We start from the raw sequence: 13013 nt of genomic DNA on the forward strand, positions 1-13013 counted from the left end.
GCTATTGCGCGGCCTTCGGCGCCGACGCCGCGCCCGCGGGGGGCGTGGCCGCCGGCAGCGACACTTCGTTGGCGTCCGCGCCGCCACCGCCGCCGAGCGGAATCTTCACGGTGCGCACCGCGCCGTTGGCCAGCGGGAAATCAGCCAGCGCGCTACGCGCCAGATATGGCATTGCCCGCACCAGCGACGACTCCTCGCCGACATTGCGCGCCGTGACGTTGTAGACCTCCCGGCCGCTCGCGCGCTCGGTGATCCGGATGCCGAGCAGATGCGTGAACACCGGATAGCTCTGGTTCACGTACGTCGCCGGGAAAGGCCCCCACGGTCCCCACATATCGAACGGCCGGCCCCAGTAAGGACCGGGCCACGGGTTGTAGTAGACCGGCTGCGCGACGGTCACGATGTCCGAGCGGATGCCATAGGCGAGCTCGACCAGATAGCGCGCGTCGTCGTGCGAGACTTCGCGGAACGCGTGCAAGGCGAGCTCGTTCGCGACGATCCGCTCGTACGCGCTCAGTTCGAGATTGTTCTTCTGATCCTCGTGCCGCGTGAACGCATAGGTGCGCGTCGCGTCGCTTCCGCTCCAGTCCGAGAACGCCGTGACCTGCGTGGTCACGTAGGTCGTGCAGCCGGACAGCAGCGCCGTCAGCGCGACGAACAGCAGCGCGACGCGGCGGGTCCATCGATCGATGTTCATGGTCTGCCTCGTGATGCCTCTGATTGCATCTATTCTGCTTCAGTTAAAACTCTGCTTCAGTCGAGATTATTCCGTCGCGCGATCCGCTGCCCGGCGAACGATGCCGGCGCTCCGCCACGCGCGGCGCCCGATAATACGCTGACCTCGCCAGCCGGTAAATGGTTCTTCCCTGTCCGTCGAAAGCGGCAGCGCTACCCGGCGCCGAGACTCGGCCCCCTTCCCTTCCGCACGATTGCCCGAGGCTTTGTACAATGAGTCGACCAAGCCCGGCTCGCGCGCCGTTTGCGCGCCCGACCGCTCGAGTACACCACCACAGAACGCCATGGCCGATACCGCAACGCCCAATCTGATCCGCCGCGCCGATTACGCGCCGCCCGCCTTCCTGATCGACACCGTCGCGCTGGAGTTCGATCTGGTCCCCGAACGCACGGTCGTCAGGAACACGATGCGTGTTCGCCGCAACCCGGATGCGTCGCGCGCCGCGCATCTCGAACTGATGGGCGAGCAACTGGAGTTCCTCAGCGCCGCGATCGACGGCAAGCCATTCCCGAACGCGCACCCCCACGAGCACGGCCTGCTGCTCGACGAGGTGCCGGACAGCTTCGAGCTGACCCTCACCAGCATCTGCAATCCCGCGGAAAACACCACGCTGTCGGGGCTGTACGTGTCGAGCGGCAACTTCTTCACGCAGTGCGAGGCCGAGGGCTTTCGCCGCATCACCTATTTCCTCGACCGCCCCGACGTGATGGCGAGCTTCACGGTCACGCTGCGCGCGAGCAAGGCCGACTATCCGGTGCTGCTGTCGAACGGCAATCTTCTCGAACAAGGCGAGTTGCCCGACGGCCGCCATTTCGCGCGCTGGGAAGACCCGTTCAGGAAGCCGAGCTATCTGTTCGCGCTCGTCGCGGGCAAGCTCGTCGCGCTCGAAGAACGCGTGAAGACCGGCTCAGGCAAGGAAAAGCTGCTGCAGGTGTGGGTCGAGCCGCACGATCTCGACAAGACCCGTCACGCGATGGATTCGCTGATCCACTCGATCCGCTGGGACGAACAGCGCTTCGGGCTCGAGCTCGATCTGGACCGCTTCATGATCGTCGCGGTCAGCGACTTCAACATGGGCGCGATGGAGAACAAGGGGCTCAACATCTTCAACACGAAGTACGTGCTCGCGAACCCCGAAACGGCCACCGACACCGACTTCTCGAACATCGAGGCGGTGGTCGGACACGAGTACTTCCACAACTGGACCGGCAATCGCGTGACCTGCCGCGACTGGTTCCAGCTGAGCCTGAAGGAAGGCCTGACGGTGTTCCGCGACCAGGAGTTCTCGGCCGACATGGCGGGCGGCGCCACCGACGAAGCCGCGCGCGCGACCAAGCGCATCGAGGACGTGCGGGTGCTGCGCCAGATGCAGTTCGCCGAGGACGCGGGCCCGATGGCGCATCCGGTGCGCCCGGAAAGCTACGTCGAGATCAACAACTTCTACACGATGACCGTCTACGAAAAAGGCTCGGAAGTCGTGCGGATGTATCAGACGCTGTTCGGCCGCGACGGCTTTCGCAACGGCATGGACCTGTACTTCAAGCGTCACGACGGCCAGGCCGTGACCTGCGACGACTTCCGTCACGCGCTCGCCGACGCGAACGGCCGCGACCTCGCGCAGTTCGAGCGCTGGTATAGCCAGGCCGGCACGCCGCGCGTGTCGGTGCGCACGCGCTACGACGCCGCGCAGCAGCGCTACAGCGTGACACTGCGCCAGGGCTACGGCGATGCCGTGCCGGCCGCGCGCGAAACGCAGAAGGGGCCGCTGCTGATTCCGTTCGCGATCGGTCTGATCGGCAAGGACGGCCGCGATCTGCCGCTGCAGCTCGACGGCGAGGCGAAGGCGTCGGAGTCGACCACGCGCGTGCTCGAATTCACGCAGACCGAGCAGACCTTCACGTTCGTCAACGTCGGACAGGAACCGCTGCCGTCGCTGCTACGCAATTTCTCGGCGCCGGTGATCGTCGAATACGACTACACGGGCGAACAGCTCGCGTTCCTGCTCGCGCACGACAGCGATCCGTTCAACCGCTGGGAAGCCGGCCAGCGGCTTGCCACGCGCGAGTTGCTCGCGCTGGCCGCGCGCGCGGCCACGGGCGCGGCGCTGCAGTTCGACGACTCGGTGGTCGCCGCGTTCGCGCGCGTTTTGACCGACGAGACGCTGTCGCCGGCGTTCCGCGAGCTCGCACTGATGCTGCCGTCCGAAGCGTATCTCGCCGAGCAGATGGCCGAATCGAATCCGGCCGCGGTGCACGCGGCACGGCAGTTCGTGCGCAAGCGCCTCGCGAATGCGCTGCGTGACAACTGGCTGAAGGTCTACGAGCAGCATCGCACGCCGGGCGCCTATGAAACGACGCCCGAGGCCGCCGGTCATCGCGCGCTGAAGAATCTGGCGCTGTCGTATCTGACCGAACTCGACGACTCCGCGGACGCCGTGCGTCTCGCGGCCGCGCAATATGAAACCGCGAACAACATGACCGACCGCGCGGCCGCGCTGTCGGCACTGCTCAACGCGGCCGCGCCGCGAGGCGGCAGCCCCGAGGCGCAGCACGCGCTCGACGACTTCTACCGACGCTTCGAGAAGGAGCCGCTCGTCATCGACAAATGGTTCGCGTTGCAGGCCACCCAGCGCGGCGGCGCACGACATCCGGTGATCGATACGGTGCGCAAGCTGATGACGCATCCGGCCTTCAACCTGAAGAACCCGAACCGGGCGCGTTCGCTGATTTTCAGCTTCTGCGCGGCCAACCCCGCGCAGTTCCACGCGGCAGATGGCTCCGGCTACGCATTCTGGGCCGAGCAGGTGATCGCGCTCGACGCGCTCAATCCGCAGGTGGCCGCGCGCCTCGCGCGCTCGCTCGAACTGTGGCGACGCTTCACGCCGGCGCTGCGCGACAGCATGCGCGCGGCGCTCGAGAAAGTGGCCGCACAGGTCAAGTCGCGCGACGTGCGCGAGATCGTCGAGAAGGCGTTGGCGTGATGCCTCTCTGAGTTCCCGAGTCACATCGGAAAGCCGGCACGCGTTGCCGGCTTTTTTTTTCGCGTTGTTTTCAGCTGCGTTCACGCGCTCGTGTCGCGCCGTTAGCCGTTTGGCCGACTGTTCATCGGAGCTCGCCGGGCAGAAAGTATACGTACAGGTTTGATGGTTTACATTTAACGCGGTACGTTATACGATTCGATGATCACGACATTCGCAGACAAGGCCACCGCAAGAATTTTCCAGGGCAGGTTCGTGCATTCGTTGCCACGCTCGATCCAGGCGCTAGCGCATCGCAAGTTGCTGATGATCGACGCCGCGAGCTCCGTCTCGAATTTGCACGCGCCGCCCGGAAACCGGCTCGAAGCCTTGCAAGGCCAGCGCAGCGGGCAATGGAGCATCCGCATCAATGCGCAGTGGCGCATCTGTTTTCACTTCGTCGGCGAGGACGCGCTGAATGTCGAGATCATCGACTATCACTGACTACTGGGAGACCGACATGGTCATCAAACGCTCCGCGCTCAACAGCATCGATTTCTCCGACATCGATACGGGCGCGGCCATTGCCGAGATCCATCCGGGCGAAATTCTGCGCAGCGAGTTCCTCGAGCCGCTCGGCATGTCCGTCAACGCGCTCGCGCTCGCGCTGCGGGTGCCGGCGCCGCGCATCAACGACGTCGTGCGCGGCCGCCGCGCAATCTCCGCCGATACCGCTCTGCGGCTCGAGCGCTACTTCGGCGCCAGCGCGCAGTTCTGGCTCAATCTGCAAATCGCCTACGACCTGCGCGTCGCCACCGCCGCCGCCGGCGAGCAGATCGAACGGGAAATCGAACCGATGCCGCGCGCCGAGCGCCCGAAACTGCCCCGCGTGCCGGCCGGACACGCCCGGGCCGCGGCCCTCGCGGCCAGCGTCAGCGGCACCGTCTCGGCCAAGGCGCGCCGCAAGACCTGAAGCCGGCCGTGCGACCAAAAGCACGAAGCCGACACAAACGAGCGGTTAAAATCCCATCATTCTTCTAGCCTTCCGGAGTACAGCAATGTCTTTGCAACGTCGTACCACTCTCACGAAGTATCTGATCGAGCAGCAGCGCGAAACCAACAACCTGCCCGCCGACCTGCGCCTGCTGATCGAAGTCGTCGCGCGCGCGTGCAAGGCGATCAGCTACCACGTCAGCAAGGGCGCGCTCGGCGATGCGCTCGGCTCGGCGGGCAGCGAAAACGTCCAGGGCGAAGTGCAGAAGAAGCTCGACATCCTCTCGAACGAAATTCTGCTCGAGGCGAACGAATGGGGCGGCAACCTCGCGGGCATGGCCTCCGAGGAGATGGAACAATTCTTCCCGATTCCGGCCAACTATCCGAAGGGCGAATATCTGCTTGTGTTCGATCCGCTCGACGGCTCGTCGAACATCGACGTGAACGTGTCGATCGGTACGATCTTCTCGGTGCTGCGCTGCCCGGACGGCCATCAGGCCACCGAGCAATCATTCCTGCAGCCGGGCACGCAGCAGGTCGCCGCGGGCTATGCTGTGTACGGCCCGCAAACGGTGCTCGTGCTGACCACCGGTAACGGCGTGAACTGCTTCACGCTCGATCGCGAGCTCGGCTCGTGGGTGCTCACGCAAAGCGACATGCGCATTCCCGTCGAAACGCGCGAGTACGCGATCAACGCGTCGAACGAACGCCACTGGTATCCGCCGGTTCAGCAATACATCGGCGAGCTGAAGGCGGGCAAGGACGGCTCGCGTCAGGCCGACTTCAACATGCGCTGGATCGCGTCGATGGTCTCCGACGTGCATCGCATCCTGAATCGTGGCGGCATCTTCATGTACCCGGCCGACAAGCGTACGCCGGACAAGCCGGGCAAGCTGCGTCTGATGTACGAAGCGAATCCGATGGCGTTCATCGTCGAGCAGGCGGGCGGCGCCGCAACCAACGGCGAGAAGCGCATTCTCGACGTCCAGCCGAAGAGCCTGCACGAGCGCGTCGCGGTGTTCCTCGGCTCGAAGAACGAGGTCGATCGCGTGACCCGCTATCACCTCGAAGCGAAGAAGTGATCTCGAAAGAAAAAAATGCCTCAAGGGCTTGCCAAGGCACTAAAGTAGTCCCTATAATTTCGTTTCTCCTGATGCCGGAATAGCTCAGACGGTAGAGCAGCGCATTCGTAATGCGAAGGTCGGGGGTTCGATTCCTCTTTCCGGCACCAACAGATTCAAGCACTTAGCCCAGTCATTGCGACTGGGCTTTTTGCTTTTCGGGCTCCATGTAGGCATGGTGTAGGCATTTCCCGTCAGCGCGACGACACCAACCCTCTGTCCAAAGGACGCGATGGCGCAGCTGGACAAACTGGCGAGCCACGCCGGTGGGGCGACGTTCGTGCGCGAAGGGACCTTCCGCTTGCGCTTCGTTTCGACGCTCGGTGTCATGCTTGCATTCGCCGTCGGAGTCTGGGTCGGTATTGATCGGGCCGATGCGTATTTCACGCTGGCAGTCAGCGCTGTCCTCATCGTCGAGCCTGCGACACGGCCGTGTAGAGATCGTGGAACTTGTGGCCGATGGCGGCGTGCAGCCGGTTCCACGCCTGCCAGAACGTGACGGAGGTGTCCGGCTTGCGGTGCAGCAGACAAGTCGCCCGCACGAGGTGGTCCGAAACGCCGCTCGCGCGGTCCATGGCGCCGAGCTTCTGGTCCAGCACGCCAGCGAAGGCAAGCAGATTGTTACGCTGGTTCCGCAGGGCAACGCGCGTCGCACCGATGCGCGATGGATCCTCCGGTTCGCGCCGATGAAGTTCCTCGACGATGAAGTCGACATTTCTTATCGCTTCTGTGGGGGAGCGCACGAAATACATCGCGGGCCTATACATTTCCCTAAACTTTTTACGTCACAATCGTCCGTAAAAGCAAACGAGAGAAAGGGCAACGGCACCTTGGCTTTTTCTGGTTATTTATCGAGATGAAATATGCAATGATCGCCGCGGAATCAGCGGAGCAGGTCTGAACCCCGCGCGAGCAGACGTTCCGGCAACCCTGCGGCGGGCGGCAGCCAATATTGCGCGCATGCTTACCAGAATCTTGTCAGCCAGTTCGGCATGCAAGCCTCAATGAGCAGACGAGGAAACTGCTTTGACAACGCATCGATCGAATCATTTTGGGGAACGCTGAAGAGCGAGTTGGCCTATCGTCGGCGGTTCGCCAGTCGGCAGCGGGCGCAGCAAGAGATCACGGAATACATCGAGATCCCTTATAACCGGCAGCGGACACAAGCGCAGCTTGACTATCTGTCTCCCGCGGTTTTCACGCAGCGTTTCTACTTGAACAAGATCGCTGCTAAACCCGTTGGCGTCCACGGATTCCGACCGGCCTCATTAACTCTCATGCCATGAATCCACGCCATAACGCTACTACTGCGCCGCAACTCGCCCGTCCTGTGCACGCGGCATACATCGACGGTTTGCGTGCGGTCGCAGTGTTGTCGGTCATCGTTTATCACCTGTACGCGCAGTGGTTACCCGGCGGGCTTGCAGGGGTCGATATCTTTTTCGTGGTTTCCGGGTTTGTTGTCAGCGCATCCGTTGGAAACCTCGAATCGATGCAGTTGTCGCGCTTCGTGTTCTATTTCTATTCGCGTCGAGTGCAGCGGATCGTGCCAGCGCTCGTGGTGTGCCTGCTGGTGACCGGCTTGTTTTCAGCACTATTCATTCCAAACGCGTGGCTGAGCGATACCAACAAATACACCGGCTTCTTTGCTTTCTTTGGGTTGAGCAATGTGGTGCTCGCGTTCATCGGTGATGACTATTTTTCGCCACGCGCCGAATTCAACCCGTACCTGCATACCTGGTCGCTTGGGGTAGAAGAGCAGTTTTATCTGATCTTTCCATTGCTTTTCTTCATGTGGGTGAGCAAACGTCCGAGAAAGACGCTTTGCGTTGTTCTGTTCGCCGGCGGGCTCGCTCTGTCCGTGTTGAGCGCATGGTGGCTTTCGAGGCGAAATGAGGGGCTAAACTTTTACCTGATTCCAGGGCGTTTCTGGGAATTGGCATCCGGTATCCTGCTATACCAGTTCCTCGCGCTCGCGAAGCGCCCGCTCGGCGTGATCGACCGCAATGGGACGCTGGGTTCGATGGCGTTGCTCGTTGGTTCGCTGGTGCTGCTTGCGGCTGGTTTCAAGGTCTTGCGCCCGGAGCAGCTTCCTTTTCCGGGAGCGCTGCTGCCGGTTGCCGGCACGCTTGGCGTACTGTACGCGCTGCACGGAAGAGCGCCGCGGGATTGGCTGCACAGGCTGCTCATTTCACCAGCGGTGACTTTCGTCGGCAAGATCTCATATTCGCTTTATCTCTGGCACTGGCCTGTGATCGTGCTGCTGCGGTGGACGACGGGGATCGATGCGCCTGTCTGGCGCGTGCTTGCGGCCGTACTGAGCTTCGCGCTGGCGACGGCGTCCTGGTACTACGTCGAGAATCCTGTGCGGCGCTCGGCGGTCCTGAAAGGCATGCGGCGTCCCGCTCTCGTAGGTGCGGGCTTAGCTACGTTGACGTGCGCAGCGCTGTTGTGGGTCGGCATTCAGGCAGCCCAACTGAAACTGAATCTGTCGCTGAGCGTGGTGTCACAACGTGCCGACGACTGGTATCCGAGCCGCCCCCTTGAGCCCAGCAATGACGGATGTCTGGACACGTGGAACAGGACGAAGCTCAACGGGGGGCCCGTATGGACATATTCGCGTGCGGGATGTTCGCTTCCGGCGACCTATCGCGGGCGCCTGTACGTGATCGGCGATTCGCACGCGATGGCCTACAACAGGATGTTGCGCGAATTCGCCCGTGATACTGGCGTGAAGGTCTTCGCGTACAACAATGGAGGCTGTCCGTTCATTGCTTTGCTGCCGCGCAAACAAGATGAGGTGGCGAGCTGTGCGCCGGGGACGGATGCGGCAATCGCTCAAATCGAGGCGCAGGTCAGGCCCGGTGACGTGGTCTTCCTGCCTTCGCTGCGGCTGCCACGTTTCTCCGACGAGTGGGCCCGCTTCGACGACTCGAGCGCCTGGGGCTACATGTTTGGTCCAGAGGCCGTGCAAAGCCGGGTAGACGGCGTGCGAGAGGCCATTCCAATCTTGCAGAAACTGGCAGCCAAAGGGGCGAAGGTCATCCTGGAGGGGCCGACACCCGAGTTTCGGAGCCAGCCGTTCCGATGTTCGGACTGGTTCAATCGCGACAATCCCATCTGTTCCGGCGGCGACCGCATCGCCCGTGCGGATCTGGAAGCCTTGCGGGCGCCGGTGCTCGAATCCTATGCGCACATCGTGCAGGCGGTCCCCGAAGTTAGCGTATGGGACCCGTTGCCACCACTGTGCCCAGATTCGGTCTGCTCAACGCACACCGCCGACGGCCGGCCGCTCGTCTTCGATGGCGATCACCTCAGCGGCTATGCGAACAGGCTTCTGTTGCCAAGCTTTAAGCAGCTCGTCAGCAAGCTTATGGAAGCGGGGGCCGCGAGCTGATGCGGGGAAGAGTTCCGGCGATGGCTGGCGAAGTAGTTAGTCCGAAGATCGAGTACCGGCTGTGCGAGCTTGGGTATCCACCGCAACGAGGGGCGCAGGGTTATCCACCGCGGCACCCGCGGCCCTTCTCTGGCCCGGGCGGGTGTCGCGGTGGATAACCTGTGAGAAGGCCCTCCCGGTTCATCCGTTCATCGGTAACATTCCCCAGGTCGTCAGGGACACGATTCGGCATCCAGCGGCGAGACAGGCTGCGCACCGATAAACGGCCTTGCTGGGCGGTGTCGTTGCATGCCCGGGCCCGGATAATAACCGCGCAGCAGGACTCCATTCAGGACTCGGTGTACGTTGTCACGTCACCAGGTTGTAGCTCGAGTTCGCCCGCTGCCGGTCTGACCTTGTCGCTACCCTTGCCGTTGTGTCCTTGGTGTGGTCCCCACGTGCGTGGGGATGAGCCGTACGGCATTAGCGCGGCCTCGTATGCGAACGACGTGGTCTCCACGTGCGTGCGTGGGGATGAACCGATGACAAAATAGTCGTGGACGGCGCCAATCAAGTTGGCCGACCGGCCGTGCTGCTTGTCGCTTATATGAACGCCGCCCGATCAGGCGCGCGAGTGGTCCCAACGCGTTTCCTCCAACGAAGCGTCGGAATCGGCGCAACATTCGCGTGCCATGTGTTCGACTAGCGCCAACTCATCAAGCCACGATTCGCAGCCCGCGTTGGGCAGTGATTTATACCAGCAACGGCCTTGGCAAGGGGAGCCGAGGCTGCGGCGAACCGGTTCAACCTCACCGGTTGCAAGGTATTTCTGGAAAGCGAAAATCCGGCCAGCGTGAGCGTCCGTTTCGGATCAAGATAACAGGCCGTTGTGGGTCGCTATGTAAACCTCTGCATAGCGACCCTGCCCTGCCGTTTGCTTGTCCGTCGGCCGAATGGCCGCCTTGAGATGGGATGCGACACAGCCTCCTGCCGGCATAATCAGGAAATCTGCCAGTGCCGACAAGTGGGGCCAAGCCGATTCCCTCGAGCATGCACGCTGCTCGCCCGAGGCCATTGTTGACGCGCCCGCGCATTGAAGTCATTGATCAATCGGCTGAACCAGTCGTGCAGTAGTGAGCAAACTGTTCTGCCGAGAGCGCGAAACCCTTCTGCTTGGCGAGTTCCCAAGGACGTTCGCATTGGTGCGTGGATTCACACCAGGAATACCCAGCCGAACCAATACAACCATGTGCATCGCGATCTGCACCGACAACGGGTGACGGGCTGCTGGGCGGCGAGGCCGCGCAAGCGCTTAGCAAGCATGTCATCGTGACAGTGGCCAGGTAAAGAGAAAAGTAGTCTCGGCGCATAAAATGAGTCCCGGATTTGTGTGACGTCGGATTTTGGTCTTTTTGCCGTTTGCGAGTCGCGCAATAGCGCTTGTGGGCTAACCGGCAGCGAGCCGCTGCCGGTTCCGACCGCGCTCGATGCTAACGGCCAATCTGCTGTATCCCCGCCAGTCGCCAGGCGGGGTCGCCATGCTCGTGGCCCACGATGTTCCAAACCTCCTCAAACGGTTGCGCCGTCTGCGCGTCCTCGTCTTCCCGCATCTGGCCGTGAAAGCGAAGGCTAACCAGTGTTTCGCTGCCATTGTGTTCCGTGCTCAACAATTCCACGTCCAGCTGCGTGATTTCCGTATGGCTCGGCTGGTTGCCCCGATCTTCCAGGTCCCGCTTGATCACCGCGAACATTTCCGGGGTTGTCAGCTCGAAAAGGTCGCCTTGTTCGTTCTGGTCCCAGGCGCGTTGCAGACGCAGGAACAAGGTCTTGGCCGATGCCAGCAAGACCGCCTGATCGAGCCCGACAGGCAGCCCCGGCACTGTCGTTGTTTGTGCCGCTGCGGCGGAATTCATCGCTGTGCGCGGCCAGGCACCGAAATTCGTCTCAGGCGCCGCCTGCCCGCTCTGATTCATGAGCAAGGAGCCGTTCATGCGCTGCCCGTTCGCCGCGTCGTGCCCATAAGCGAGATCCGGACGGCGCCGGTTGGCAAGGAAGCGGAACAGCATCATGCCGGCGACAATCACGAGGCCGATCACCACTACGCTCGACAGCATCTGGGCCAGCCCTTCACCCAGCCCCAACGACGACATCAGCGCGGCAATGCCGAGTCCAGCGGCCAGGCCGGCGAGCGGGCCCATCCAGCGGTTGGCTGGCTTCGCGGCAGCGGCCGCCGGTGCGGCCTGCTGCGCCGGTTGAGCTTGCTGGCTCCGTTGGCCTTGCCCGGACGGCGACGCCGTCTGCGACTGGCGGCCGACACTACTACCACCGCCAATACGCTTCGCTTCGGCATGGTTGGATGCGACAGTGCCCGCGACGAGCACTAGCGCCATGGCCAGGACAGCTGCACCACGCGTCACGACACTCGCAAGGCGTCGCAACTGATTGATTGTGTGCGAATACATAAGAATCTCTTTCGTGTAGGACAGAAACTCGCGAAGGTCGCCCGAACGCGTCTTTCCATCGCGGACCGCAAATAGCGAGCAATACCGCTCGTACGATGCCACCGTAGCCGTGCAAGCATGGCTTGCTTAGACGGCATCAGGCTCAGCGCTCCAGGTGCACTCGCGTTGACTCGCGCGGCGCCTCGCGACGCGCGCCTGGCGCCTGCGGACGATCGAAGAAACGGCGCGGGCAAGCGCGAGATCGAGGGCGCCGCGCCAGTCTTTCGCAATCGACGTCACCACGACCGGATTCGCACCGGGCACCTGCACCTGCACCTGGCAACGCTTATCGAGTCCGCGGCGCGGGCCGTTGACGTCGGAGAGATTGACGGTGGCCCGGGAAACCAGCCAGGCCATCCGGCGGAACACAAACTGGGTGCGTTGGCGCGCAAAGCTGCGCAAGCGTGCAGCTTCAATGTCGCAGGACTTGAACAGGACTTGCATGAGACCTCCATCAGAAACAGAAAGAAAAGACGGGTTAGCGAAACAACGACCGCCGGGGCGGAAGCCTGAGTGCTTAGTCGTTGAAGCCAGTTTATCGGTTTAACGCGCCATTACAATCACCTTTCACCCAATAAATACTTGTCGCGTCTGCAACGTCACCCCAGTGGGCGCAAAGCAATTACAAACGACGAAACGCCGGAGCGAATGACGAATTCGCGCCGGCGCAAAAATGCAATGAAACGCTAATACTGGAAGGGGATGGAATGCCGGTCTGCGCGGCTGAATGCAGGCCCGGTTGCAGACGATGAAGCGGCGACGATGCCGCTCGCCGGAGATCACCGGGCCGGGCAGTTGAAAGCGCCCGGCCATCCGGCTGATAGCCCATTAACTTCCTTTGTAGATCGAATGATCCGAGGCCACCTGGGTCGGTGCGCCGGAAGCGGCCGAGCCCGATTTCACGCCACCGTGGCCACTGAGTGCCGGCTGAGCCGCCACGCTTTTCAGCGCGGCCTGGAGGTGCGTGGGGTAGTGCGCGTCACCGTGGTTGCCGTCGTAGCCCGCTTGCCGCAGCTGGGCCAGCTCCGCGCGCACTTGCTCACGGGTGAGGGGGCCGTTGCTGTTAGCGGATGCCATCGTCGGCAGAGCGAGGACCGAAACGAGTGCGATAACCGGAATGAATGTTTTAGCCATGGTTAATTCTCCAATTTAATTTCAGAAACAGAAAATACTGGGTTAGCGAAACAACGACCGCTGGGGCGGAAACCTGTGTGCTTAGTCGTTGAAGCCAGTTTATCGGTTTACCGCACCATTACAATCACCTTTCACCCAACAGATACTTTCCGCATCTGCAACGTCATCGGGGTACCTCGCGGCGCAAAGCAATTAC

At 62.3% G+C, this 13013-nt stretch carries 11 protein-coding genes, 1 tRNA gene and 1 pseudogene; 7 read left to right on the top strand and 6 right to left on the bottom strand.

Annotated elements, in window-relative coordinates; all coding sequences use genetic code 11:
• Window position 1: 1 nt before the first annotated feature.
• Window positions 2-697, bottom strand: coding sequence for a DUF4136 domain-containing protein (locus tag OKW27_RS24670; protein ID WP_187613225.1), 696 nt, complete (start codon window positions 695-697; stop codon window positions 2-4).
• 322 nt (window positions 698-1019) lie between these two features.
• Between OKW27_RS24670 and pepN the strand changes: the two genes are divergently transcribed.
• The 5 genes from pepN (at window position 1020) to OKW27_RS24695 (ending at window position 5916) form a co-directional block, all read left to right on the top strand.
• Complete coding sequence (gene pepN / locus OKW27_RS24675) at window positions 1020-3716, top strand: aminopeptidase N (protein ID WP_429335156.1); 2697 nt, start codon at window positions 1020-1022, stop codon at window positions 3714-3716.
• A gap of 198 nt (window positions 3717-3914) precedes the next feature.
• Complete coding sequence (locus OKW27_RS24680) at window positions 3915-4196, top strand: type II toxin-antitoxin system RelE/ParE family toxin (RefSeq protein ID WP_090801404.1); 282 nt, start codon at window positions 3915-3917, stop codon at window positions 4194-4196.
• Between the two features lie 16 nt (window positions 4197-4212).
• Window positions 4213-4665 carry a HigA family addiction module antitoxin gene (locus tag OKW27_RS24685; protein ID WP_090801406.1) on the top strand — a complete coding sequence of 151 codons (453 nt, stop codon included), beginning with the start codon at window positions 4213-4215 and terminating at the stop codon, window positions 4663-4665.
• An 85-nt stretch (window positions 4666-4750) separates the two neighbouring features.
• Entirely contained in the window at window positions 4751-5767 is a 1017-nt protein-coding gene (locus OKW27_RS24690; protein WP_184053084.1) for a class 1 fructose-bisphosphatase, read from the top strand.
• Window positions 5768-5840: 73 nt separating this feature from the next.
• Window positions 5841-5916, top strand: a tRNA-Thr gene (locus tag OKW27_RS24695).
• A 297-nt stretch (window positions 5917-6213) separates the two neighbouring features.
• Here the strand turns inward: OKW27_RS24695 and OKW27_RS24700 are convergent.
• The gene (locus tag OKW27_RS24700; RefSeq protein WP_429335157.1) at window positions 6214-6549 is read right to left on the bottom strand and encodes a hypothetical protein; all 336 of its coding nucleotides are present in this window, start codon (window positions 6547-6549) and stop codon (window positions 6214-6216) included.
• Window positions 6550-6747: 198 nt separating this feature from the next.
• Between OKW27_RS24700 and OKW27_RS24705 the strand changes: the two are divergent.
• Both OKW27_RS24705 and OKW27_RS24710 read left to right on the top strand, forming a co-directional pair.
• Window positions 6748-7092, top strand: a pseudogene (locus OKW27_RS24705) (IS3 family transposase); the annotation flags it as partial.
• Entirely contained in the window at window positions 7089-9203 is a 2115-nt protein-coding gene (locus OKW27_RS24710) for an acyltransferase family protein (protein ID WP_429335158.1), read from the top strand. The pseudogene OKW27_RS24705 and the gene OKW27_RS24710, both read left to right, overlap by 4 nt.
• A gap of 1085 nt (window positions 9204-10288) precedes the next feature.
• On the opposite strand, the gene OKW27_RS24715 is transcribed toward OKW27_RS24710, so the two are convergent.
• The 4 genes from OKW27_RS24715 to OKW27_RS24730 form a co-directional block, all read right to left on the bottom strand.
• A complete protein-coding gene (locus OKW27_RS24715) occupies window positions 10289-10552 on the bottom strand; it encodes a hypothetical protein (RefSeq protein WP_429335159.1) in 264 nt (87 codons plus the stop codon).
• Window positions 10553-10672: 120 nt separating this feature from the next.
• Window positions 10673-11644, bottom strand: coding sequence for a Tim44 domain-containing protein (locus OKW27_RS24720; protein WP_429335160.1), 972 nt, complete (start codon window positions 11642-11644; stop codon window positions 10673-10675).
• Window positions 11645-11770: 126 nt separating this feature from the next.
• A complete protein-coding gene (locus OKW27_RS24725; protein ID WP_090801418.1) occupies window positions 11771-12127 on the bottom strand; it encodes a hypothetical protein in 357 nt (118 codons plus the stop codon).
• A 384-nt stretch (window positions 12128-12511) separates the two neighbouring features.
• Window positions 12512-12817: a DUF4148 domain-containing protein gene (locus tag OKW27_RS24730; protein WP_429335161.1), complete on the bottom strand. Its 306-nt coding sequence runs from the start codon at window positions 12815-12817 to the stop codon at window positions 12512-12514.
• Between the last annotated feature and the right edge of the window lie 196 nt (window positions 12818-13013).

It is taken from the genome of Paraburkholderia sp. 35.1 (genome assembly GCF_050436525.1).
Taxonomy (GTDB): domain Bacteria; phylum Pseudomonadota; class Gammaproteobacteria; order Burkholderiales; family Burkholderiaceae; genus Paraburkholderia; species Paraburkholderia tuberum.